At 53.4% G+C, this 21,874-nt stretch carries 24 protein-coding genes; 21 read left to right on the top strand and 3 right to left on the bottom strand.

Annotated elements, in window-relative coordinates:
* Positions 1 to 13: 13 nt before the first annotated feature.
* The 4 genes from QWJ10_RS18605 to murB are packed head-to-tail and all read left to right on the top strand — an operon-like array spanning position 14 to position 2,448.
* Positions 14 to 199, top strand: a complete 186-nt coding sequence (locus QWJ10_RS18605) for a Trm112 family protein (protein ID WP_010797719.1) — start codon at positions 14 to 16, stop codon at positions 197 to 199.
* Entirely contained in the window at positions 196 to 963 is a 768-nt protein-coding gene (kdsB, locus tag QWJ10_RS18610) for a 3-deoxy-manno-octulosonate cytidylyltransferase (protein WP_197873078.1), read from the top strand. The genes QWJ10_RS18605 and kdsB overlap by 4 nt, the downstream gene beginning before the upstream one ends.
* Positions 963 to 1,442: a low molecular weight protein-tyrosine-phosphatase gene (locus tag QWJ10_RS18615; protein ID WP_289928839.1), complete on the top strand. Its 480-nt coding sequence runs from the start codon at positions 963 to 965 to the stop codon at positions 1,440 to 1,442. Before kdsB ends, QWJ10_RS18615 begins: the two co-directional genes overlap by 1 nt.
* Positions 1,423 to 2,448: a UDP-N-acetylmuramate dehydrogenase gene (gene murB, locus QWJ10_RS18620; protein ID WP_197873080.1), complete on the top strand. Its 1,026-nt coding sequence runs from the start codon at positions 1,423 to 1,425 to the stop codon at positions 2,446 to 2,448. Before QWJ10_RS18615 ends, murB begins: the two co-directional genes overlap by 20 nt.
* 56 nt (positions 2,449 to 2,504) lie before the next feature.
* On the opposite strand, the gene rne is transcribed toward murB, so the two are convergent.
* Positions 2,505 to 5,816 (bottom strand): ribonuclease E, encoded by a 3,312-nt coding sequence (gene rne / locus QWJ10_RS18625; protein ID WP_289928842.1) that lies wholly within the window; start codon positions 5,814 to 5,816, stop codon positions 2,505 to 2,507.
* Between the two features lie 566 nt (positions 5,817 to 6,382).
* Between rne and rluC the strand changes: the two genes are divergently transcribed.
* From rluC to QWJ10_RS18640, 3 genes are read left to right on the top strand one after another with little or no spacing between them, the layout of a single operon-like run.
* Positions 6,383 to 7,336, top strand: a complete 954-nt coding sequence (gene rluC / locus QWJ10_RS18630; RefSeq protein ID WP_125888954.1) for a 23S rRNA pseudouridine(955/2504/2580) synthase RluC — start codon at positions 6,383 to 6,385, stop codon at positions 7,334 to 7,336.
* Complete coding sequence (locus QWJ10_RS18635) at positions 7,329 to 7,979, top strand: HAD-IA family hydrolase (RefSeq protein ID WP_289928845.1); 651 nt, start codon at positions 7,329 to 7,331, stop codon at positions 7,977 to 7,979. The genes rluC and QWJ10_RS18635 overlap by 8 nt, the downstream gene beginning before the upstream one ends.
* Positions 7,980 to 8,007: 28 nt before the next feature.
* On the top strand, positions 8,008 to 8,985 hold the full coding sequence (locus QWJ10_RS18640) for a S49 family peptidase (protein ID WP_289928847.1): 978 nt from the start codon (positions 8,008 to 8,010) through the stop codon (positions 8,983 to 8,985).
* A 15-nt stretch (positions 8,986 to 9,000) separates the two neighbouring features.
* On the opposite strand, the gene QWJ10_RS18645 is transcribed toward QWJ10_RS18640, so the two are convergent.
* The gene (locus QWJ10_RS18645) at positions 9,001 to 9,579 is read right to left on the bottom strand and encodes a nucleoside triphosphate pyrophosphatase (protein WP_019365926.1); all 579 of its coding nucleotides are present in this window, start codon (positions 9,577 to 9,579) and stop codon (positions 9,001 to 9,003) included.
* A gap of 120 nt (positions 9,580 to 9,699) precedes the next feature.
* On the opposite strand from QWJ10_RS18645, the gene QWJ10_RS18650 reads away from it, so the two are divergent.
* The 13 genes from QWJ10_RS18650 (at position 9,700) to QWJ10_RS18710 (ending at position 19,701) form a co-directional block, all read left to right on the top strand.
* On the top strand, positions 9,700 to 10,236 hold the full coding sequence (locus tag QWJ10_RS18650; protein ID WP_019365927.1) for a YceD family protein: 537 nt from the start codon (positions 9,700 to 9,702) through the stop codon (positions 10,234 to 10,236).
* 13 nt (positions 10,237 to 10,249) lie between these two features.
* Positions 10,250 to 10,432 carry a 50S ribosomal protein L32 gene (gene rpmF, locus QWJ10_RS18655; protein ID WP_010797729.1) on the top strand — a complete coding sequence of 61 codons (183 nt, stop codon included), beginning with the start codon at positions 10,250 to 10,252 and terminating at the stop codon, positions 10,430 to 10,432.
* A 3-nt stretch (positions 10,433 to 10,435) separates the two neighbouring features.
* The gene (gene plsX, locus QWJ10_RS18660; protein WP_289928855.1) at positions 10,436 to 11,446 is read left to right on the top strand and encodes a phosphate acyltransferase PlsX; all 1,011 of its coding nucleotides are present in this window, start codon (positions 10,436 to 10,438) and stop codon (positions 11,444 to 11,446) included.
* Positions 11,447 to 11,531: 85 nt separating this feature from the next.
* Positions 11,532 to 12,470, top strand: a complete 939-nt coding sequence (gene fabD, locus QWJ10_RS18665; protein ID WP_289928857.1) for an ACP S-malonyltransferase — start codon at positions 11,532 to 11,534, stop codon at positions 12,468 to 12,470.
* Positions 12,471 to 12,484: 14 nt separating this feature from the next.
* Positions 12,485 to 13,228, top strand: a complete 744-nt coding sequence (gene fabG / locus QWJ10_RS18670; protein ID WP_074827461.1) for a 3-oxoacyl-ACP reductase FabG — start codon at positions 12,485 to 12,487, stop codon at positions 13,226 to 13,228.
* 163 nt (positions 13,229 to 13,391) lie between these two features.
* Positions 13,392 to 13,628, top strand: a complete 237-nt coding sequence (gene acpP / locus QWJ10_RS18675; protein WP_007160597.1) for an acyl carrier protein — start codon at positions 13,392 to 13,394, stop codon at positions 13,626 to 13,628.
* Positions 13,629 to 13,748: 120 nt separating this feature from the next.
* Positions 13,749 to 14,993 (top strand): beta-ketoacyl-ACP synthase II, encoded by a 1,245-nt coding sequence (fabF, locus tag QWJ10_RS18680; protein ID WP_026003965.1) that lies wholly within the window; start codon positions 13,749 to 13,751, stop codon positions 14,991 to 14,993.
* Positions 14,993 to 15,811 carry an aminodeoxychorismate lyase gene (pabC, locus tag QWJ10_RS18685; RefSeq protein ID WP_289928897.1) on the top strand — a complete coding sequence of 273 codons (819 nt, stop codon included), beginning with the start codon at positions 14,993 to 14,995 and terminating at the stop codon, positions 15,809 to 15,811. The genes fabF and pabC overlap by 1 nt, the downstream gene beginning before the upstream one ends.
* Positions 15,811 to 16,860, top strand: a complete 1,050-nt coding sequence (gene mltG, locus QWJ10_RS18690) for an endolytic transglycosylase MltG (RefSeq protein WP_289928899.1) — start codon at positions 15,811 to 15,813, stop codon at positions 16,858 to 16,860. The genes pabC and mltG overlap by 1 nt, the downstream gene beginning before the upstream one ends.
* Complete coding sequence (gene tmk, locus QWJ10_RS18695; protein ID WP_289928901.1) at positions 16,857 to 17,489, top strand: dTMP kinase; 633 nt, start codon at positions 16,857 to 16,859, stop codon at positions 17,487 to 17,489. Before mltG ends, tmk begins: the two co-directional genes overlap by 4 nt.
* Positions 17,482 to 18,468, top strand: coding sequence for a DNA polymerase III subunit delta' (locus QWJ10_RS18700; protein ID WP_289928903.1), 987 nt, complete (start codon positions 17,482 to 17,484; stop codon positions 18,466 to 18,468). Before tmk ends, QWJ10_RS18700 begins: the two co-directional genes overlap by 8 nt.
* Positions 18,469 to 18,499: 31 nt before the next feature.
* Positions 18,500 to 18,856, top strand: a complete 357-nt coding sequence (locus tag QWJ10_RS18705; RefSeq protein ID WP_010797738.1) for a PilZ domain-containing protein — start codon at positions 18,500 to 18,502, stop codon at positions 18,854 to 18,856.
* A 59-nt stretch (positions 18,857 to 18,915) separates the two neighbouring features.
* Positions 18,916 to 19,701 carry a TatD family hydrolase gene (locus QWJ10_RS18710; RefSeq protein ID WP_074827453.1) on the top strand — a complete coding sequence of 262 codons (786 nt, stop codon included), beginning with the start codon at positions 18,916 to 18,918 and terminating at the stop codon, positions 19,699 to 19,701.
* Positions 19,702 to 19,913: 212 nt separating this feature from the next.
* On the opposite strand, the gene QWJ10_RS18715 is transcribed toward QWJ10_RS18710, so the two are convergent.
* Positions 19,914 to 21,044, bottom strand: a complete 1,131-nt coding sequence (locus tag QWJ10_RS18715; protein WP_289928909.1) for an aminotransferase class V-fold PLP-dependent enzyme — start codon at positions 21,042 to 21,044, stop codon at positions 19,914 to 19,916.
* Positions 21,045 to 21,210: 166 nt separating this feature from the next.
* On the opposite strand from QWJ10_RS18715, the gene QWJ10_RS18720 reads away from it, so the two are divergent.
* Complete coding sequence (locus QWJ10_RS18720) at positions 21,211 to 21,852, top strand: TetR/AcrR family transcriptional regulator (RefSeq protein ID WP_010797741.1); 642 nt, start codon at positions 21,211 to 21,213, stop codon at positions 21,850 to 21,852.
* Positions 21,853 to 21,874: the final 22 nt, after the last annotated feature.

Here is a 21,874-nt window from a genome sequence, read left to right on the forward strand (position 1 = left end):
ACAAGGATTCCTTATGGATCTCAAGCTTCTCGACATCCTGGCTTGTCCTATTACCAAAAGTCCGCTCAAGCTAAGCGAAGACAAGACCGAGTTGATTAGCAAGGCCGCAGGGCTTGCGTATCCTATCCGGGATGGCATCCCGGTCATGCTGGAAAGCGAAGCCCGTGTCCTCAGCGTTGATGAGCGCCTGGATAAATGACTGTCGTCTATACCGTAGTTATTCCTGCGCGCTTTGCTTCAAGCCGTTTGCCCGGTAAGCCTTTGCAGGATATTGCAGGCAAGCCCATGATTCAGCATGTATGGGAACAGGCCAGTAAGAGCGCAGCCGGTCAGGTGGTTGTGGCTACAGATCATTCCGACATCATGGCAGCCTGCGAGCGTTTCGGTGCACATGCGCTGCTGACGCGTACTGATCACGCTTCAGGTACGGACAGGCTGGCAGAGGTAGCCGAACTTATTGGCCTCCCGGACGATGCCATTATCGTGAATGTTCAGGGGGATGAGCCGCTTGTTCCGCCTGCCATTATCGATCAGGTTGCTCAGAATCTTGCTGCTCATTCCGAGGCGAGCATAGCCACATTGGCTGAGCCCATTCATGATATCGCCACGTTATTCAACCCGAATGTTGTTAAGGTTGTCAGCGACAAGAATGGTCTGGCCTTGTCATTTAGTCGAGCGCCTATGCCTTGGGCGCGTGATGCGTTTGTCACAAGCCGCGATATCTTGCCCTCAAGCGTGCCGTACCGACGTCATATCGGTATCTATGCCTATCGAGTAGCATTTCTGAAGGACTTTGTGCGCTGGGGTGCATGCTGGCTTGAAAATACTGAAGCCTTGGAGCAGCTACGTGCACTTTGGCATGGCGTGCGTATCCATGTAGCAGATGCCATTGAGTCACCAGAGGCCGGAGTAGATACAGCTGAAGATCTGGAGCGGGTTCGCCGAGTCTTGGGAGGCGAATAATGCGTGTTCTGTTTGTCTGCATGGGCAACATTTGCCGCTCCCCTACGGCCGAGGCCATCTTTCGCGACAAGCTTGTCAAGGCTGGCCTACTTGACCGTATTGTTGTCGACTCGGCGGGAACAGGCGACTGGCATGTCGGTAAAGCCCCCGATCCTCGCTCGATCCAGGAAGGTGCTAAGCGAGGATATGATCTTTCAGGCCTGCGGGCTCGACAGATTACGGCTGAAGATTTTCGCTTATTTGACCTTATCTTAGCGATGGACCATGAGAACATGGCCTTTTTGTCCAGGCTTCGTCCTTCCAACGCTTCAGCTGAAGTGGATCTTTTGCTTCGCCGTTATGGTCTTGAGCAGGATGAAGTGCCGGATCCCTATTTTGGCGGAGTTGCTGGTTTCAAGTATGTTATTGACTTGCTTGAAAAGGCATGTGAAGCGCTTGTGCATGAGGTAAGGGGGCCACTTGAGCCTTACTGTACGTGAGTGGGTTTGTCTTAAACCTTTTAATACATTTGGTTTCGATGTGCGGGCACGCTTCTATGCAGAGGCTTACACGGATAATGATGTTCGTGAGGCTATGGCGTTTGCCGACAAGCAGGATGTGCCGCTCTATATCTTGGGCGGGGGCAGCAATCTGGTACTCGCGGAGGATGTTCAGGCTCTAGTGCTGCACATGCGTAGCCAAGGAATTCGTCTTTTGGAAGAGGACTCCTCAGGCAGTGTGATCGTTGAGGCTGAGGCAGGTGAGTCATGGCATGGGCTGGTCGAGGCCTCATTAAGCATGGGGCTGAGCGGGCTGGAGAACCTGAGTCTCATACCGGGTACTGTGGGCGCCTCTCCCATGCAGAATATCGGTGCCTATGGTGTTGAGCTAAAGGATGTGTTTCATGGCTTAACGGCATTGGATCGCAAAACTGGCCAGACTTGCGAGTTTACCCTTGAAGAGTGCTGTTTTGGGTATCGAGAAAGCCGATTCAAGCAGGAGCCTGGCCGTTGGGTCATATTGCGGGTTCGTTTCAATTTAAATCGACACGGTACTTTGCGTCTGGATTACGGTCCTGTTCGCCATCGCTTGGTGGAACAGGGCGTTGATGAACCGTCTCCCCAAGCAGTAAGCAAGGTCATTATTAGTATTCGACGGGAAAAACTGCCTGACCCTGCCATGTTGGGCAATGCGGGCAGTTTCTTTAAAAATCCTGTGGTTTCAAATCAATTGGCTACAAGACTTAAGGAGCGCTATCGCGATCTGGTCGTTTACCCTGTCACGGATGACCAGGTAAAGCTTGCAGCGGGTTGGTTAATTGATAAGGCTGGCTGGAAGGGCTTTCGGAAAGGGGACGCAGGCGTTCATGCGCAGCAGGCGCTTGTCCTGGTTAATTACGGTACAGCGTCGGGTAAGGATATTCTTGATCTTGCTCAGCAAATTCGCACTGATATTGAGAGCCGGTTTTCTGTCCTGTTGGAGATGGAGCCCGGAGCGCTGAATTAGGGGTAACGGCATAATAAAAAGGGATGCATATGCATCCCTTTTTATTTGTTGAGGTATCAGGGCTGCGGTTTAGGCGCCTGCTTTTCCTCTTCGCTTTCAGATGGTTTTTGCTCTTCTACAGCATCCTGCTGAGGTTGTTGCTGCTCTACTGTTGGCTTTGGCAGGGCAGGCTCTGCAGGAATTTCGGCAGACTCAACCCTCTGTGCTGGCAGCTGATTCAAGCTTTCCGAGCTTGGCATAACAATCTCAGCCGTCATGGCGGGCTGGTTTTCTTTCGAAGGCTCATCCAGCGGTTTTTCCACGTTTACACTCTCCAGGCGTTTCTGCGCATGAGTAATGCCAGAGGTGGGAACAGGTTCTGAATCGGCCGCCAGGACTGGGGAAGCATGCTCTTCGATCGCTGGGATTTCAGCAGGCGAGGAGGTAGCCGGAGCCGTCGGGCTGACAGATGTTGCAGCCTGTGCCACTGCAGCTTCCTCCTGCTCGCGCGCCAAGCGCTCGGCCTCACGCTGACGACGGCGACGCTCACGAGGATCGTTAGGCGCACGACCAACGGCCGGTGGCGTTAATTTAGGCTGCGCCTCAGTATCAGGCGTGCTTTCGCTTGCCTGAGCGAGTGGCTGAGCCTCGGAAGAAGCTTCCACCGGTGATACGGCTTTTTCTTTCTGCACGGGTGCCGTTTCAGTGGCTACCTGGGTGGGCTCCTCGGCTTGAAGAGCTTTGGCCTCTACTACCGCTACCGTCTGACGAGTTTCCACAGTTGTCTCGTATGAGACAACTTCAACAATAGGCTGCTGCTCTTCAGTGCGGCTAGGCGCAGGGGTGTGCTGGGCGACTGCCTCTGCTTTCGCTTCGGCCTGGCTTGCCTGCTTTGGCTCGTTTCTTTCCGTTACGGTTGTAACTTCAGCTGCCTGGGCATTGACCACTTCGGCAACCACAGCGGCATTGACAAGAGAGTCAGTGTTTGACTCTTCCGTCAAGGCAACTGATTCGTTGTCGTTTGACTCGCCATGAGTGTCGCGCTGACGTTCGCGGCGATTGCTGCGACGACGTTGACCGCGAGAGCGGCGACGTGGGCGCTCATCGCTGTCTTGATCGTCAGTCTGATCATTCAACTCTTCATCGTTCAGTTGCTCGGCGTCAACGGTCGCATCCTGGCGTGTTTCGACCTCTTCTCTGGCCTGACGGCGTTCGGCGCGGGAAGGGCGTTCGCTGCGGTTGGGCTGTTCCTCACGGGCAGGACGCTCGTCCTTGTTTGCGCGCTCTTCATGGACAAGGCGCTCTTCACGTGCCGGGCGCTCTTCGCGGATGGGACGCTCTTCACGTGGCTGACGTTCCTCACGTGCAGGACGTTCTTCACGGCTCTGGCGCTCCGCTCGCGGCTGACGCTCTTCACGTGGTTGGCGTTCTTCGCGGGCAGGACGCTCTTCTCGAGCGGCTTGGCGCTCTTCGCGTGCAGGGCGTTCGGTACGAGGTTGGCGTTCTTCGCGAGTCGGACGTTCTTCGCGATTGTCGCGAGCCTGAGGCTGACGTTCTTCGCGAGGCTTGCGTTCTTCATCACGACGGTTATCACGGCGACGATTCTGCTGACGACCATTGCGACGCTCATCAGTACGACGTGCTTCGCCATTGGGCTGGGTAGTTTCGGCTACAGCGGCAGGCTCTTCCGTCTTGCCGGCAAACAGACTGACCAGGGAGCGCACCAGGCCCTTAAAGAGGCTTGGCTCCGGCTGATGAGCAGGTTTGCTAGGTGCTTCGACCTGAGGCGCGGGAGTGCGCTCGGGTGCGACCTTGACTGCAGCTTCTTGGCGAACAAGGGTTCGTGTAGCGCTTGCAGGCTGGATCTCTTCAGCCTCGCTGTGCGTCATTTCATAGCTGGACTGGCCGTTCAGAAGATCCGGGTTGTCATCACGCAGGCGTATCACTTCAAAATGCGGGGTTTCGATGTGATCATCCGGCAGGATGATGATGCGAACCCGTGTACGTAGTTCAATCTTGGTGATGCTGTTGCGCTTTTCATTCAATAGGAACGAGGCGACCTGTAAGGGTACGCGTGCTCGAACCTCTGCTGTCCGATCCTTGAGTGCTTCTTCTTCAATCAGACGCAGGATGGCAAGCGACAAGGACTCGACGTCTCGGATAATGCCCTGGCCGTTACAGCGTGGGCAGACGATGCCGCTCGTCTCGCGCAGAGAGGGGCGCAGCCGCTGGCGAGACATCTCCAGAAGGCCAAATCGAGAAATGCGACCGATCTGCACTCGAGCACGATCGGCCTCAAGCGCCTCCCGCATGCGATCTTCAACAGCGCGCTGATTTTTCACCGGTGTCATGTCGATGAAGTCGATAACGATCAAGCCGCCGATATCCCGTAAACGCAACTGGCGAGCGATTTCCTCGGCTGCTTCCAGGTTCGTTTGCAGCGCTGTCTCTTCAATATCACCACCCTTGGTAGCGCGTGCAGAGTTGATATCGATCGAAACGAGTGCTTCAGTGGGATCGATTACAATCGAGCCGCCAGAGGGCAGTTTTACTTCACGTTGAAAAGCAGTTTCGATCTGACTTTCGATCTGGAATCGATTGAACAGCGGTACGCTGTCCTGATAGAGCTTGATCTTGCTCTGGTACTGAGGCATGACCTGGCGAATGAAACTCAGCGCTTCTTCCTGAGCTTCTACGCTATCAATAAGCACTTCGCCGATATCTTGGCGAAGATAATCACGAATGGCTCGAATGATGACGTTGCTTTCCTGATATATCAGGAAAGGCGCACTACGCTCGACAGAGGCTTCCTTGATAGCGGACCAGAGCTGCAGTAGGTAGTCCAGATCCCACTGCAGCTCTTCAGTGCTGCGGCCAAGGCCCGCTGTGCGGACAATCAGCCCCATGTCGGCTGGGGCATCCAGTCCATTCAGGGCTTCGCGCAGCTCATTGCGCTCTTCACCCTCGATGCGGCGGGAAATGCCACCTGCACGTGGGTTGTTCGGCATCAGAACCAGATAGCGACCAGCCAGGCTGATAAAGGTAGTTAACGCAGCGCCCTTGTTGCCACGCTCTTCCTTTTCAACCTGAACAATGACTTCCTGCCCTTCGGACAGAACTTCCTTGATGTTGATGCGACCTTCTGGCGCTTTCTTGAAGTATTCGCGAGAGATTTCTTTGAGAGGGAGAAAGCCGTGACGCTCTGAACCGAAGTCGACAAATGCGGCCTCGAGGCTGGGCTCGATACGAGTGATGCGGCCTTTATAGATATTGGCCTTTTTCTGTTCACGAGCCCCTGACTCGATATCCAGATCAAATAGTTTTTGGCCATCTACTAACGCAACACGTAGCTCTTCAGGCTGCGTGGCATTGATGAGCATTCTTTTCATGTAATACCGTCGGTTTCCGGGCTACCGGAAACGGCGTTCGGCACACACGACTCGCCGAGGGTCGGTGCTTGGGGTCGTATCAAAGGCGGAGCCATCCGCCTTCGTGTCCAGCAGTACTCGGTTGTATGCCGAGCCGCGACTACGTCTCCTGCTTGCTGTCGTAACAGCAGCAACGTCAAACAGTCAGGAGGAGGAATAAGCTGTCAAAAGCGGACGAATAAGCGTCTAAGCCAGGCATTACCGGCTACACAGTTCAACAGCGGTACATCTCCACCCTTCACGTATCCTTCAGGAATCCTGGTGCCGCTCGCAGAATCCGGAGCGGTTGTTTTTTGCGCTCACCTTCAACAGTGGGCACGGTGTTTTTATAAGGCTTTTGTTTTAAGTGGCACGTGTACTGCTCATAGCCATACGAACCACTCGAAGGACGGCCTGACGTCCACTGAACATGTTTATGACAGGGAGCGTATTTACAAGCGCTGTGTCATGCCAGGGTTATTGGCTTCCGGGACTATAACAGCAACCATTAAGTGCTTCAATTAAGTGGAAATTGCTATTATGTAGCGATGACTAATCCTACTTCTTCCAACAATGGCGTGCAGCTCTTTGAAGTTTCTTCAGAGCTGGCGGGCCAACGTATCGATAACTATCTGCGTACCTTGCTCAAAGGTGCGCCGAAAACCCTCATTTATAGAATACTTCGCAAGGGTGAAGTTCGTGTTAACAAGGGGCGTATAAAGCCGGATTATCGGCTGCAGGCCGGCGATATCATTCGTATCCCCCCGATGCGTTTACCTGAAAAAGATGAACCTGCACCTGTCTCCCAGGCGCTTGCTGAGTTGATGGAGGCTGCGATTGTCTATGAAGACAAGACGCTGATCGTTATCAATAAACCTGCCGGTATTGCCGTTCACGGAGGGAGTGGTGTCAGCCTGGGTGTTATAGAGGTCTTTCGTCAGATTCGTCCAGATGCCAAAGACCTTGAGCTGGTTCATCGCCTGGATCGGGATACCTCGGGTCTGCTTATGATTGCCAAGAGGCGCAGCATGCTGCGTCATTTGCATGAGGCCTTGCGTGGAGATGGGGTCGACAAACGCTACCATGCGCTGGTTCGTGGTCACTGGCCTGCAGCAAAAAAACAGATTCGAGCGCCTTTGATGAAAAACAACTTGCGTTCCGGTGAGCGGATGGTTGAAGTCAATGTAGAAGGTAAGGACGCTCTCACAGAGTTTCGGGTACTCAGACGCTATGGTGATTTCGCTACTCTAGTAGAGGCAAAGCCGGTCACGGGGCGTACTCACCAGATTCGTGTTCATGCCAAGCACGCAGGTCATTCCATTGCAGGGGATCCTAAGTACGGTGATGAGGCGTTTTCCAGGGAGATTCGGGATTTGGGCGGTAAACGGCTGTTTCTTCATGCTGCCAGTCTTAATGTACCGCTCCCCGATGGGGAAACATTGCAACTGACTGCTCCTGTTGATGAGACCTGGGCGGCTACATTGAGTCGACTGGATGCCTGATTACGACTTGCTGATATTTGACTGGGACGGGACGCTCTCTGACTCCGTTGGTCGTATCGTGGAGGTTATGCAGGCGGCTGCCGCCGACCTTCGGCTCCCTGTTCGAAGCGATCGATCGATTAAGTCCATTATTGGGCTGGGCTTGCCAGAAGCCATCCAGACGCTTTACCCAGAGATGACGCCAGGAGCTGTGGAGCGTTTTCGTCAGTGTTATAGCGATCATTTCGTTATGCGTGAGCAAGAGCCTTCCTCGTTTTTCGAGGGTGTGGCTGAAGGTTTGGCAGCGTTTCGGCGCAAAGGCTATCGTTTGGCTGTTGCTACTGGTAAAAGTCGAAGAGGTTTGGACCGGGTGCTTGCAGCGAAGGGCTTGACTGATTTCTTTGACGTAACGCGTTGCGCTGATGAAACGGCCAGCAAGCCGGATCCGTTAATGCTCAACGAGATCCTGACGCATTGTCAGGTGCATCCGTCAAAAGCATTGATGATCGGGGATGCGCCATTTGACCTGGAAATGGCTCGCAGGGCGCAAATAGCCTCGGTTGCAGTCAGTTATGGCGCTCAGTCAGTTGATGTGCTGCGTAACTACGAGCCAACGCTTGTGATTGATTGTTTTGAGGAGTTGCGTGTCTGGTTGGATGCGTAACGATTAATTGAACCAAGCAGGACTACCAATGGCAGATGATTGGAAAGCGTCGGATCGTCCGGCGGATGAAAAAAGCTGGAAGCTCATCGAAAAGGCGATGCTGGCCAGCGTGCATGAGCAAAGAAGGGCACGTCGTTGGGGAATCTTTTTTAAATTCCTAACGTTTACTTATCTTTTTATCATGCTGGCGCTCTTTGTTCCTTTTTCCGGGCTCAAGGGAGAAGCCTCGCGTGAAAGCTCCCATACGGCGCTTATTGAGGTGAAGGGAGCCATTGCGGCTGATGAGAAGGCGAGTGCCGACAATATTGTTGGAGCACTGCGCGATGCCTTCAAAGACGAAGGTACTAAAGCCGTTATCCTTCGTATCAATAGCCCAGGTGGCAGTCCTGTGCAGTCAGGTTATGTCTATGACGAGATCAAGCGTCTGCGTGGATTGCATCCTGATATCAAGCTTTATGCCGTGATTTCTGATCTGGGAGCTTCGGGCGCCTATTACATCGCCAGTGCTGCCGATGCCATCTATGCTGACAAGGCCAGTCTTGTGGGCTCAATCGGCGTAACGGCAGCATCCTTTGGCTTTGTCGGAACCATGGATAAGCTAGGCGTTGAGCGTCGCGTTTACACATCCGGTGAGCACAAGGCCTTTTTGGACCCCTTCCAACCTGCTAAAGAAGAGGAGACCCGCTTCTGGCAACAGGTACTCGATACTACACATCAGCAGTTTATCGACAGCGTGAAAAAGGGGCGTGGTGATCGCTTGAAGGTCGAGGGTCATCCTGAGTTGTTTTCCGGGCTCGTGTGGTCTGGAGAACAAGCGCTTGGGCTGGGGCTAATCGATGGCCTGGGCAGTGCCAGCTTTGTGGCTCGGGAGGTGGTTGGTGAAGAAAAGATTGTGGATTACACCGTTCAGGAAAGCCCATTCGACCGCTTTGCCAAGCGCCTAGGGACCAGTGTGGCGGAGCGCCTGGCATTGCTGGTAGGGTGGCAGGGGCCTGTGTTGCGATAAGTTGAGGGGCTGATGCTAGGGTACTGCCACGCCCTCATTGAGTAGTAGATCGGTCAGCCGAATAAGCGGCAGGCCGATCAAGCTGGTCACGTCCTCTCCTTCGGTAGAGCGAAAAAGGGTAATTCCCAGTCCCTCGACTTTAAAGCTTCCGGCGCAGTCATAGGGTTGTTCAATATTGAGGTAACGCTCGATTTGATCGCTTTCCAGCGTACGGAAATGAACGGTAAACGGTACGCAATCCAGCTGGCAGGTTCCGGTTTGGGTATTGAGCAGCGCGAGCCCGGTCATGAACGTCACGCTTTTTCCGCTGGCATTCGACAGTTGCTTATGGGCGCGCTCGTATGTCAGAGACTTGCCAAGTATCTGGCCGTCAAGCGAGGCGGTTTGATCGGAGCCAATAATCAGATGGTTGGGGTAATTAGGCGCCAGCGCGCGGGCCTTGGCTTCAGCCAGTCGCATAGCCAAGTGACGAGCGCTTTCGCCTGGATGAGAGCTTTCGTCTATATTAGGTGAAGCGTATGTAAAGTTTAATTTCAGGCGAGCCAGTAGTTCGCGTCGATAGGGTGAGCTTGAAGCGAGCAGTAACGGAAGCATTATAATGAGTCTCTGTGAACGCAGAATCGTCGGTCTAACCGACCAAAAGTCAGCAAAGGATACTATCCTTTGCCTAATTTCCTTTGACAGGCCTGAGGTCGTCTCTATAATGGCGCGCTTATGTTGAATGGGCCACTTCCACCTCACGTAGATCCACGCAAACTGGCTGATCGCGGTGTCACGCTTCGGGGTGAACTGCCGGTATCTAGTTTGCCACGTCTTTGCGAGCAGCTGTCGAGCACTGAGGGAACGGTGAAGGCCGTCCTCGAGTTCTTCCGTGATGAGCAAAGGCTTGTCGTCATTCATGGCGCACTGGATACTGAAGTGCAAATGGTATGTCAGCGATGCCTGGAGCCGGGCGCGTTTTCTGTACACGGCGAGTATGATTACGCAGTGCTATGGGAAGGGCAGTCGGCGGATGCGTTGCCAAAAGGTTATGACGCACTGGAAATCGGTGAAGAGCCTTTGGATCTGATTGGTTTGATTGAGGATGAGCTTTTGCTTGCCTTGCCAATCATTCCAACTCATGAGCCCGGCATCTGCCATCATCCAGCAGGATTCGAAGCGCCTGAAGCGCCCGAAGAAAGCGCGGACGAGGAAAAGCGAGCCAACCCGTTCAGCGTACTGGCGCAGTTGAAGCGTGACCCAAACGTTTAGGAGTTAATGAGTTATGGCTGTTCAGCAGAACAAAAAATCCCGTTCCGCCCGTGATATGCGTCGCTCCCACGATGCGCTCGAGCCGAATGCATTGTCTGTAGAAAAGAGCACTGGTGAAGTTCACCTGCGTCACCATGTGTCTCCGGACGGTTTTTACCGTGGTCGTAAAGTGATCGACAAGGGTTCCGACGAGTAATCCTTGTCGTCACCTGTCATCGCTATCGATGCAATGGGCGGGGACTTCGGTCCCCGCTGCATTGTGCCTGCCTGTATTTCCTTCCTCGCTAGTCATCCTGCCGTTACGTTGATCCTTGTTGGTGATCCTGATGTCATCCAAGGCCATGTCGGTCAGTTCTCATTTGATGATTCTCGTCTGCGTATCCATGTAGCCACTCAGGCCGTTGATATGGCGGAAAAGCCTTCTTATGCCCTTCGTAACAAGCCTGACTCTTCCATGAAGGTTGCGCTGGGGCTGGTTGCCAGTGGCGAGGCTGACGCATGCGTTAGTGCAGGTAATACTGGCGCCCTGATGGCCTTTGCTCGACAGACGCTGGATACGCTTCCTTGGATAGAGAGGCCGGCCATCTATACCCATCTGCCTATAATGGGTCGTCAATGTGTATTGGTGGATCTTGGCGCTAATCTCGACTGTTCTGCTCTCAATCTTTACCAGTTTGCATGCCTGGGGGCCGCTGCTGCTAAAGCAAAAGGGATACATGAACCCCGAGTCGCTCTTTTGAATGTAGGTGTTGAGCCGGGTAAGGGTAATAGTGTCGTCCAGCAAGCATCAATGCTGCTGGAGAAGTCCAGGCGCCTTAACTATGTCGGCTTCATCGAGGCGAACGCAGTGTTCCGTTCTGAAGCGGATGTGGTGGTGTGTGACGGCTTTGCCGGCAATGTCCTGCTTAAAGGAAGCGAGGGGCTTATTTCTATGCTTTTCAAGCAGTTGGAAGGGGCGCCTGTTTTTCTAAGGCTCCTGGCTGCTCCCCTGTTATATCGTCTGCGAAAAGAGATGATGCCTGCCCGCCATAACGGTGCCGGTTTTCTCGGGTTGCGTGGACTGGTTATTAAAAGTCATGGCAGTGCTGATGAGTTCGGCTTTCAGCGTGCGATAGAGCAAGCGGTGCAGGCAATAGAACTTCGCCTGGATGCCTTGATAAAGGCGAATTTTCTGGACCTTTATGAGGATTCAGTGCCTAAGTGTGACTGACCTCGGTTGCCTGACATCAAACCAAGAACCTGCTGCGGCATGCTGTTAGGCTGTGGCTTTTGATGAGACTAAAAAGAGATCGACTATGTCTGCTTCTTTCGCTTTCGTATTTCCAGGCCAAGGCTCACAGTCCTTGGGTATGCTGGCCGATATTGGAGCTCAACATTCGCAGATACGCGATACGTTTGCTGAGGCTTCTGATGCGCTTGGCTACGATATCTGGTCACTGGTTCAGCAAGGTCCGGAAGAGCAGTTGAATCAAACGGACAAGACTCAGCCCGCCATTCTGACGGTGTCTATTGCCTTGTGGCGACTGTGGGAGGCAAGGGGAGGCGTACGTCCTTCTTATGTGGCAGGTCATAGTCTTGGCGAATATTCCGCTCTGGTTGCTGCAGGTGCTCTGGCCTTTACTGACGCTGTAAGGCTCGTTGAGCGCCGTGGACAGCTGATGCAGGAGGCTGTGCCAGCGGGCGAGGGCGCAATGGCCGCTATCCTGGGGCTAGAAGATGCAGATATCGTTAACGCCTGTGCTGAAGCGGCCCAGGGTGATGTTGTGAGCGCAGTGAATTATAATGCGCCTGGGCAGGTGGTCATTGCAGGTAACGCAGCTGCAGTGATGCGAGCTGTCGAGCTATGCAAGGCGTGTGGCGCAAAACGTGCGGTTCCGCTTCCGGTAAGTGTGCCCTCCCATTGTGAGTTGATGCGTCCGGCAGCGGAGCGCTTTGCCGAGGCTGTTAACGCAATCCAATGGCAGCAGCCCTCCATTCCGGTCGTTCAGAATGTAAACGCCGGAGTCAGTGCAGATCTTGCAGCGCTGAAGCAGAACCTGCTAGCGCAACTGTACAGTCCGGTGCGCTGGGTTGAGTCCGTTCAACTGCTTGCGGACAAAGGGGTTACTCAACTGGTAGAGTGCGGGCCCGGAAAAGTCCTGGCAGGTTTGAACAAGCGGTGTGTCAAAGGTATAGAGACCTATAGTCTTGACGCGCCTGATGCTTTTGCTGCTACCCAAGCAGCATTGGCTTGATTTAAGGAGAAAACATGAGCCTCCAAGGTAAAGTCGCATTGGTAACCGGTGCAACACGTGGCATCGGACAGGCCATTGCTCTTGAGCTCGGACGCCTCGGGGCTACCGTGATCGGTACGGCTACCAGCGAAAGCGGTGCCTTCCGTATCAGCGAAAGCCTGAAGGCCAATGGTATAGAGGGCACCGGACTGGTGCTGAACGTTGCAGACAACGCTTCGGTGACGGCGGCGTTGGAGCAGATTCAGCAGCAATATGGTGCGCCTGCTATTCTGGTCAATAATGCGGGCATCACGCGAGATAATCTGATGCTGCGCATGAAAGACGACGAGTGGTTCGATGTAATCGATACCAACCTGAACAGCCTGTTCCGTTTGTCGAAAGCCGTATTGCGTGGGATGACCAAAGCTCGTTGGGGGCGCATCATCAGCATAGGCTCTGTTGTCGGGGCTATGGGTAATGTTGGCCAGGCCAATTATGCTGCCGCCAAGGCCGGTCTTGAGGGGTTTACTCGGGCGTTGGCCCGTGAAGTAGGTTCCAGAGCGATCACGGTAAATGCCGTGGCTCCAGGGTTTATTGATACTGATATGACGCGTGAGCTGCCAGACGCTCAGCGTGAAGCGCTTCTGACTCAAATTCCACTGGGTCGATTAGGGCAAGCTGAAGAAATTGCAAAAGTTGTCGCCTTTTTAGCAACGGACAGTGCTGCGTACGTTACAGGTGCTACTGTTCCAGTTAACGGCGGAATGTATATGAGTTAAGCGATTTTTGACGGGTTGAACGACTTTTTGTGAATTTTCAAGACTAGCAAAAAGTCAGTTCAGAGGTCAGGATGTCGCGTCAGCTTGAAATATTGAAAACCCTTTCTATACACTTACGCGCAGTCCGGCTGCACGGATTATTCCATAGGAGTGAAAACACGGTATGAGCACCATCGAAGAACGCGTTAAGAAGATCGTCGCTGAACAACTCGGCGTGAAAGAAGAGGAAGTAACCAACAGCGCTTCCTTCGTCGAGGATCTGGGCGCCGACTCCCTTGACACCGTTGAGCTGGTGATGGCTCTGGAAGAGGAATTCGAAACTGAAATCCCGGACGAACAAGCCGAAAAGATCACCACTGTTCAGGAAGCTATCGACTACATCGTTGCTCACCAGCAATAAGTCGGTTCTTCTGTAGAACACGAAAGCCGCACGCCTGTCCAGGCGTGCGGCTTTTCTATATAACGGTCATCAATGTAATAACTTTAGATGATCGAACAAACGAGCTATGAGGAAATCGTTGTGTCACGTAGACGCGTCGTGATCACGGGCATGGGCATGGTGTCGCCGCTGGGCGGGGACGTGCAAAGCAGCTGGGAAGGCATTCTTGCTGGTCGCAGCGGTATTGCCCCGATTGAACACATGGACGTTTCTGCCTTTGCTACCCGCTTTGGGGGATCAGTCAAAGGATTCAACGTAGAAGATTATCTCTCTGCGAAAGAAGCTCGGAAACTCGACCTCTTTATTCAATATGGCCTGGCGGCTAGCTTCCAGGCTATGCGTGATTCCGGACTTGAAGTGACAGATGCCAATCGGGATCGAATTGGTGTCGCCATGGGGTCTGGTATTGGTGGTCTCTCCAATATCGAGAACAACTGCAAGGCCTTGTTTGATCAAGGTCCACGCCGTATTTCGCCATTTTTTGTCCCTGGCTCGATCATTAACATGGTCTCCGGCTTCCTTTCCATCCACTTGGGATTGAAAGGGCCTAATTATGCAATCGCTACAGCATGTACAACCTCCACGCATTGTGTAGGTGTGGCTGCACGTAACATTGCCTATGGTGATGCTGATGTCATGGTGGCTGGCGGTGCCGAAATGGCTACCTGCGGGCTAGGGTTGGGTGGTTTTGGTGCTGCACGGGCACTTTCTACCCGAAATGAAGAGCCTACTAAGGCCAGCAGACCTTGGGATCGTCAGCGAGACGGCTTTGTGCTGTCTGATGGCGCGGGTGCATTGATTCTGGAAGAGCTAGAGCATGCTCAAGCGCGTGGCGCCCATATTTATGCTGAGCTTATTGGGTTTGGCATGAGCGCTGATGCGTTTCATATGACGGCCCCCCCTGAAGATGGCGCTGGCGCAGCACAGTGCATGAGCAATGCACTGAAAGATGCGCGAATCGATCCATCCCAGGTCGATTACATCAATGCGCACGGTACGTCCACGCCTGCTGGTGATATGGCAGAGGCTTCTGCGGTCAAGCGGATCTTTGGTGAGCATGCCTACAAATTGTCGGTGAGCTCTACCAAGTCAATGACTGGGCATCTGTTAGGGGCTGCCGGGGCTGTTGAAGCCATTTTCAGCATCCTGGCCATTCGTGACCAACTGGCGCCACCTACCATCAACCTGGATGATCCGGATGATGGCTGTGATCTGGACTTTGTGCCGCATAAGCCAAAGGCAATGCCTATCGAGATCAGCCTGTCCAACTCCTTCGGCTTCGGTGGTACTAATGGTAGTTTGATCTTCCGTCGCTTTTCTGAGTGATGAAAGACTGGGTTAATGGTCAGCCGGATGAGGCTGGCCTTTCCTTCCGGGATCGTGGTTTGGCATATGGCCATGGGCTTTTCGAAACGATAGGCGTCCATAACGGCCAACCACGATTCCTTGATGATCACCTGATGCGGCTGCTTGATGGATGTCGTCGTCTGGCAATTCCCTTGGAGCTTGATGCAGTCAGGCTTGAAATTCTTGAGTATGCTGCGTTGTTACGCAACGGTGTAGCCAAGCTGATCATTACGGCCGGCCTCGGTGAACGGGGTTATGCGGCTCCGTCGAATCCACTTCCGCAACGTCTTCTGCTGGCCTCTCCTGTGCCTCGCTATTCATCTGAGAATGCTGAGCAGGGGATCCGTCTGTTTCCCTGCCAGACACGTCTGGCTTGCCAACCGCTATTGGCCGGACTCAAGCACCTGAACCGCCTTGAACAGGTATTGGCGCGGGGAGAGTGGCAGGGAACAAACTATGCTGAAGGCCTCATGTGTGATGCGTTTGGGCACGTTGTGGAAGGTGTTTTCAGTAACCTTTTTATCGTGTCCAGGAACACATTGATAACGCCTGTGCTTGATAAATGTGGTGTTGCTGGTGTGATGCGCTCCTATCTTCTTCGCTGTGCGGATGGGCTTGGCGTCATGACCGAAATCAGGCCGGTGACGTTGAGTGAGTTCATGGCCGCTGATGAGGTATTTATGTGCAACAGTCAGTATGGTGTTTGGCCAGTATGTACGTATGCTGAGCATGAATGGCCAATAGGCCCGTTGACACGTCAACTTCAACAGATTGCCTCGAAGGCTCTGGATTCGTAATGCGAAAATTATTGGTTCTGCTCGAGGGCGGCTTGCTCTTGATGGGGCTGGCGCTAGCCGGAATGGGCTGGTTGCAACACAAGGCACTCGAGCAGCCTGTGGCGGTTGGCCAGGAACAGCTTGTCGAAATACCCAAGGGCGCTACGCCGGGCGGTATGCTCCGGCATCTTGAGGAGGAGAAGTTACTGAGCGGATCCTTCTGGTTGCGTTTGTATTGGCGTTTCAATCTTTCCGGACAGGCTCTGCACAGCGGTGAGTACCGAGTAACGCCAGGGATGAGTGTTCGTGAATTACTTGCCCTCTGGCAAAAAGGCGAGGTGGTCCAATACAACGTTACGCTCGTTGAAGGCTGGAACTTCCATCAGGTTCGGGATGCCTTGGCTCGTCAGGAAAAGCTGGAGCAAACATTGGCTGGACTGAGTGACGAAGACGCCATGGTACGTTTAGGCAAGCCTGGTATGCATCCCGAGGGACGTTTCTTTCCCGACACCTATCGTTATGTAAAGGGAATGCGCGACGTCGAAATTCTGAAGCAGGCCAGTCAACGTTTGGAGCAGGTTCTTGCCGAGGAGTGGGAGGCGCGCGCCCCGGATGTGCCCTATCAAGAGCCGTATCAGGCTCTGATCATGGCCTCTTTAGTGGAGAAGGAAACCGGGGTTCCGCATGAGCGACCTCAGATAGCAGGCGTTTTTGTTCGCCGTCTAGCGTTGAATATGCTCTTGCAGACAGATCCTACGGTTATCTACGGGCTGGGTGACAACTACAAGGGCAAGTTGACCCGAGAGCACCTGCGCCAACCTACGCCTTACAATACCTATGTGAACCCTGGTTTGCCGCCTACGCCTATCTCCATGGTAGGGCGGGAGGCGATTCATGCTGCGCTGCACCCCGAACCAGGTAAAAGTCTTTACTTCGTAGCGCGCGGAGACGGAACGCATGTGTTCTCCGATGATATCGATGCCCATAACCGCGCTGTTCGTGAGTATCAACTTAAACGCCGAGCCGATTACCGTTCGAGTCCGGCACCTATTACCAAGGAGTCTGAGTGAGCGGGTTGTTTATTACGCTGGAGGGGCCGGAAGGGGCAGGTAAAAGCACTAACCGTGATTATCTGGCAAGGCAATTACAATCGCATGGCCTTGAAGTGGTGCTGACACGTGAGCCTGGTGGAACGCCATTGGCCGAGCGCATCCGCGGACTTTTGCTCGACCCCTGCGATGAGGGCATGCATGCGGATACTGAGCTGCTGCTTGTGTTTGCTGCACGTGCACAGCATTTAAACACTGTAATTAAGCCTGCGCTTGATCGTGGTGCGGTTGTCCTGTGTGATCGATTCACTGATGCGACCTACGCGTATCAGGGCGGGGGGCGTGGGCTTTCGGAAGCACGCATTGCCACCTTGGAGCACTTTGTTCAGTCAGGCCTGCAGCCTGATCTTACCTTGGTGTTCGATTTACCTATCGAAATAGGACTTGAAAGAGCAGCCAAACGAGGTCGCCTCGACCGGTTTGAGCGGGAACAACACAGCTTTTTCGAGGCCGTAAGGCAGACTTATCTCTCCCGTGCCGCGGCTGGTACCGACCGCTATCGGGTGATTGACGCAGCCCAGTCGCTTGCCGATGTACAGCAACAACTTGATCAGCTTGTGCCTGAGTTGTTGGAGCGCGCCCGTGGTTGAGCGGTACCCGTGGCAATCGGAACTATGGGAGCGGCTGACTCATCGTGAACGGCATGCCCATGCTTATCTATTTCATGGGCCAGCGGGTATTGGCAAGCGGGCGCTGGCCGAGCGGCTTGTAGGGCGTTTGCTTTGCCAGAACGTAGCAGCAGGGGAGGCATGCGGCCAGTGTAAGGCTTGTCTTTTGTTAAGGGCTGGAACGCATCCTGACTATTTTCTTGTAGAGCCGGAAGAGGTGGAAAAGCCTATCCGCGTTGATCAAATCAGGAGCCTGGTCGACTTCGTTGCCCAAACCGCACAGTTGGGCGGCCGCAAGGTTATTCTGCTGGAACCAGCTGAAGCGATGAACCTCAATGCCTCAAATGCTTTACTGAAAAGCCTGGAAGAACCTTCCGGTGACACGCTCCTGGTGTTGATCAGTCATCAGCCGAGTCGACTATTGCCTACCATCAAAAGTCGTTGTGTGCAGCAGGCCTGCCCCGTACCTCGTCCAGAAGAAAGCCTGGCTTGGCTAGCACAGGCCTTGCCCGATCTCTCCTCGGAAGATCTCAATGATGTGCTGACGCTGGCTGGTGGTTCGCCTTTAACGGCTGCTCGTTTGCATGCGATGGGCGTTCAGGCTTACCGGTCACATGTTGTAGACGGCTTGAAAAAGCTCTTGAAGCGGCAGATCGCGCCAAGTCCATTAGCCGAAAGCTGGAACAGCATTCCGTTACTGCTATTGATGGACTGGTTCTGTGAGTGGGCATTGTTGATCCTGCGCTATCAAATGACTCGGGATCAAGCGGTGACCGGTTTGGCCGATATGAGCAAAGTAATCCAGTATCTGGGTGATAAGGCCGATTCTACCCAGGTCATAAATCTGCAGAACTGGCTGCTCGAGCAGCGGCAGAAAGTAATGGGTAAGGCTAATCTGAATCGCGTGCTGCTACTTGAAGCGCTGTTGATACGGTGGGCAAGCCTACCGCAGCAGGACTAGAATTCACTTAATAATGGCTGAGTGCTGTCGTATGAGTTTGCCTCCGAATCTGGGTCCTCGAAACGGAATTCTGTCCCTTACGATCAAGGACAAATCAGTACTGTATGCCGCCTATATGCCTTTCATCCGTAATGGTGGCCTGTTTATTCCAACAAACAAGTCATACAAGCTAGGGGATGAAGTATTCATGCTGCTCAACCTGATGGATGAGCCTGAAAAAATCCCTGTTGCCGGAAAAGTCGTCTGGATAACGCCCCGGGGCGCACAGGGAAATCGTGCTGCTGGGGTTGGCGTTCAATTCAATGACGGCGATAACACGGCTCGAAACAAGATCGAGACCTATCTGGCGGGTACGCTCAAGTCGGACCGCCCTACGCATACCATGTAATTCTTTCTTTCGTGCAAGCATGGCCTTGCTGAAAGCGCACGTTTTTACCAGGAAAACCCATGAAACTGATCGACTCCCATTGTCATCTAGATCGCCTTGATCTAACGGCTCATAATGGATCGCTGGACGCGGCACTTGAGGCGGCAAGGGAGAGAGGCGTAGGGCACTTTCTATGCATTGGTGTAAGCGCCGAAAATGCTGCCGATGTGAAGACTGTTGCCGAGCGTTACCCGGACGTGCATTGCTCTGTTGGAATTCATCCATTGGATGTTTCTGCTGAAAAGGAGCCTGCGCTGGAGTGGCTGTTGCGCGAGCTGGATCATCCTCGTGTGGTCGCCATCGGAGAAACTGGGCTGGACTATCATTACGAGCCTGAAAGCGCTGAGCTGCAGAAGCAGTCCTTTCGGTTGCATCTTGAGGCGGGGCGGATTACCGGTAAACCTGTCATTGTGCATACCCGTGAAGCCAGAGCTGACACGTTGGCCTTGCTCAGAGAGGCTGATCTGACTGCTGCAGGGGTATTGCACTGTTTTACCGAGGACTGGGAAATGGCCAAGGCTGCCCTGGACCTGGGTTTTTATATCTCTCTTTCAGGAATCGTGACGTTCCGAAATGCCGAGGCATTGCGTGAAGTGGCTCGTCAGGTGCCAGCCAATCGGCTTCTTGTGGAAACCGATTCGCCTTATCTGGCACCTATTCCTTATCGTGGCAAGCCGAACCTCCCTCAATATGTTCGTGAGGTGGCTGAGTTTTTAGCTTCGGTTCGTGGTGTCGAGCTGGAAGCACTGGCCGAGCAAACTACAGAAAATTTCTACCGGCTCTTTCCTCTGGCAAAAGCTGTATAAAACCAATAGTCAAAAAAAACCCGGTTTTTGCTAACCGGGCCAAGACCATTAGGAGTTTAACGGGATGCACCAATAGCGATGTATCCCACCGATAACGCCTCGGGGGAGTGGCGCTGCCGGTAAGTAAAAGTATTGATCAGTCATGGGGAACATCCAGTCGGGATTGATCATTTTTTAAACAGATTTGGAATAGGCAACCTTTCATTGAGCACTTATCGCGACAACTTCCGGATGATGTCCAGCGTCTCATCCAGTACCTGTTGCGGTGTGTAAAAGTGTGGCGAAAGACGGATGCCAGCACCGCGTTGAGCGCAGATAATGTTCTCGCGCTTCAGGCCTTCAAAAAGAGTCGTATTGTCTTTGCCATCCAGCGTAAACGTTAGAATACCAGCTCTGCGATTGGGATCTGTCGCGCTGTGGACATGAGCGCCGGGAAGTGCTTTCAGTCCTTCAATCAACATGTGCATTCTGGTATGTAATTCCTGCGCAACTTGCACCATGCCTACCTCATCGAGCAATGAGAGACTGGCCTTCAAGGCGACAGCGCCGAGCATGTTGGGGCTACCGCATTCGAAGCGGCGGGCGGTGCGTGCAGGTTTCCATTCCCGACTATTATAATCACCAGCATTATCGAGCATATGCCAGCCATATTCGTTTAGCGTCAGCTGCTCTCTAAGATCACTCCGACAATAAAAAACGCCAAGCCCCTCTGGGCCTAGCATCCATTTATGCCCGTCCGCCATGGCAAAGGCGCACTCGCAGGCTTGTACGTCCAGAGGAAGTGCGCCTAGCTGTTGAATTGCATCAACACACAACAGTACGCCGTTCTGGCGGCAGCCCTGGCCTAATTTGACCAAGTCCAGGCGTAGGCCGCTTGCATATTGCACTGCGCTGATCGCCAGCAGGCGTGTCCGGGACGTACAGGCCTCTAGCAGCGCCTGTTCAGGATTTGTCCCAGCTAGACTGACCTCAATGACTTCGACTCCAAAGCGGGACAGTGCCTCCCAAACGATTCGGTTCGATGGGAATTCTTCATTGCTGATGACCACTTGATCGCCGGCCCGCCAGTCCAGACCAAACGCAACAAATGACAGAGCCTCTGACGTATTCTTGACCAAGGCTATATCTGCCGTGCTGGGCGCGTTAAGCAGCTTCATCAGAAGCGCTCTCAATTGCTGCTCGATTTCAAGCCAGGCGGGGTAATCCTTGGCTCCCTGGATAACGTTTTCCTGTGCAAACGCCGCTACGGCCTGCGATGCACGCGCTGGCCAAGGCGCTACTGCGGCATGGTTGAGGTAGCGCAGGGTTTCATGATGCGGAAACTCGTTCATCCAGGTGTTCATAAGAGGCTCATCCATACAAAAATATGTATTTTTAGGCATAATGCCGTAATCAATGTGACATCGCCTGTCAGATGCGTATCGTCCATCTCGCGTTGTGCCAGCCGATGGTAATAGCTTCCCCTACCGATACCTTCCGCATTCAGACTCTAAAAAGAAACTTATTTCTATGCAGAAAGAACCTCGAAAGGTCCGTGAATTTCGCCGCCGTGAGCAGGAGATTCTAGACACAGCCCTCAAGCTTTTCCTGGAAGAAGGGGAGGACAGTGTTACTGTAGAGATGATCGCTGACGCGGTCGGGATTGGAAAAGGAACGATTTATAAACATTTCCGATCCAAAGCCGAGATCTATCTTCGCCTGATGCTGGATTACGAGCGAGACCTGGCTTCGCTGTTTCACTCGGAAGACGTGGCACGTGATCGGGAAGCGCTGTCCCGGGACTACTTTGAGTTTCGTATGCGCGACCCTCAGCGCTACAGGCTTTTTGACCGGCTGGAAGAAAAGGTGGTCAAAGCTAATCAGGTTCCTGAGTTGGTCGAACAATTGCATAAGATCAGAGCGTCAAACTTCGATCGTTTGACTCAGCTGATCAAGGGACGAATCGCTGAAGGGAAGCTGGAAGATGTTCCTCCTTATTTTCACTATTGCGCTGCCTGGGCGCTGGTGCACGGGGCGGTAGCCTTGTATCACTCTCCCTTCTGGCGAGATGTCATTGAAGATCAGGACGGATTTTTTCAGTTTCTCATGGACATTGGCGTGCGTATGGGTAACCGCCGTAAGCGAGACACGGAAATACCGGCTTCCCGGTGAGGTCCGAAAGTCTGAGCTTGAA

This window comes from Pseudomonas sp. WAC2, assembly GCF_030403525.1.
Taxonomy (GTDB): Bacteria; Pseudomonadota; Gammaproteobacteria; order Pseudomonadales; family Pseudomonadaceae; genus Chryseomonas; species Chryseomonas luteola.

Excerpts from the sequence above, each read along its gene's own strand:
- QWJ10_RS18715 (WP_289928909.1), bottom strand. The coding sequence starts at position 21,044 with ATGAACACCTGGATGAACGAGTTTCCGCATCATGAAACCCTGCGCTAC.
- kdsB (WP_197873078.1), top strand. The coding sequence starts at position 196 with ATGACTGTCGTCTATACCGTAGTTATTCCTGCGCGCTTTGCTTCAAGC.
- QWJ10_RS18720 (WP_010797741.1), top strand. The coding sequence starts at position 21,211 with ATGCAGAAAGAACCTCGAAAGGTCCGTGAATTTCGCCGCCGTGAGCAG.
- QWJ10_RS18635 (WP_289928845.1), top strand. The coding sequence starts at position 7,329 with ATGCCTGATTACGACTTGCTGATATTTGACTGGGACGGGACGCTCTCT.
- QWJ10_RS18640 (WP_289928847.1), top strand. The coding sequence starts at position 8,008 with ATGGCAGATGATTGGAAAGCGTCGGATCGTCCGGCGGATGAAAAAAGC.
- rluC (WP_125888954.1), top strand. The coding sequence starts at position 6,383 with ATGACTAATCCTACTTCTTCCAACAATGGCGTGCAGCTCTTTGAAGTT.
- fabG (WP_074827461.1), top strand. The coding sequence starts at position 12,485 with ATGAGCCTCCAAGGTAAAGTCGCATTGGTAACCGGTGCAACACGTGGC.
- QWJ10_RS18710 (WP_074827453.1), top strand. The coding sequence starts at position 18,916 with ATGAAACTGATCGACTCCCATTGTCATCTAGATCGCCTTGATCTAACG.
- rpmF (WP_010797729.1), top strand. The coding sequence starts at position 10,250 with ATGGCTGTTCAGCAGAACAAAAAATCCCGTTCCGCCCGTGATATGCGT.
- pabC (WP_289928897.1), top strand. The coding sequence starts at position 14,993 with ATGAAAGACTGGGTTAATGGTCAGCCGGATGAGGCTGGCCTTTCCTTC.
- QWJ10_RS18650 (WP_019365927.1), top strand. The coding sequence starts at position 9,700 with ATGTTGAATGGGCCACTTCCACCTCACGTAGATCCACGCAAACTGGCT.
- QWJ10_RS18705 (WP_010797738.1), top strand. The coding sequence starts at position 18,500 with ATGAGTTTGCCTCCGAATCTGGGTCCTCGAAACGGAATTCTGTCCCTT.
- QWJ10_RS18615 (WP_289928839.1), top strand. The coding sequence starts at position 963 with ATGCGTGTTCTGTTTGTCTGCATGGGCAACATTTGCCGCTCCCCTACG.
- fabD (WP_289928857.1), top strand. The coding sequence starts at position 11,532 with ATGTCTGCTTCTTTCGCTTTCGTATTTCCAGGCCAAGGCTCACAGTCC.
- QWJ10_RS18605 (WP_010797719.1), top strand. The coding sequence starts at position 14 with ATGGATCTCAAGCTTCTCGACATCCTGGCTTGTCCTATTACCAAAAGT.
- rne (WP_289928842.1), bottom strand. The coding sequence starts at position 5,816 with ATGAAAAGAATGCTCATCAATGCCACGCAGCCTGAAGAGCTACGTGTT.
- mltG (WP_289928899.1), top strand. The coding sequence starts at position 15,811 with ATGCGAAAATTATTGGTTCTGCTCGAGGGCGGCTTGCTCTTGATGGGG.
- acpP (WP_007160597.1), top strand. The coding sequence starts at position 13,392 with ATGAGCACCATCGAAGAACGCGTTAAGAAGATCGTCGCTGAACAACTC.
- QWJ10_RS18645 (WP_019365926.1), bottom strand. The coding sequence starts at position 9,579 with ATGCTTCCGTTACTGCTCGCTTCAAGCTCACCCTATCGACGCGAACTA.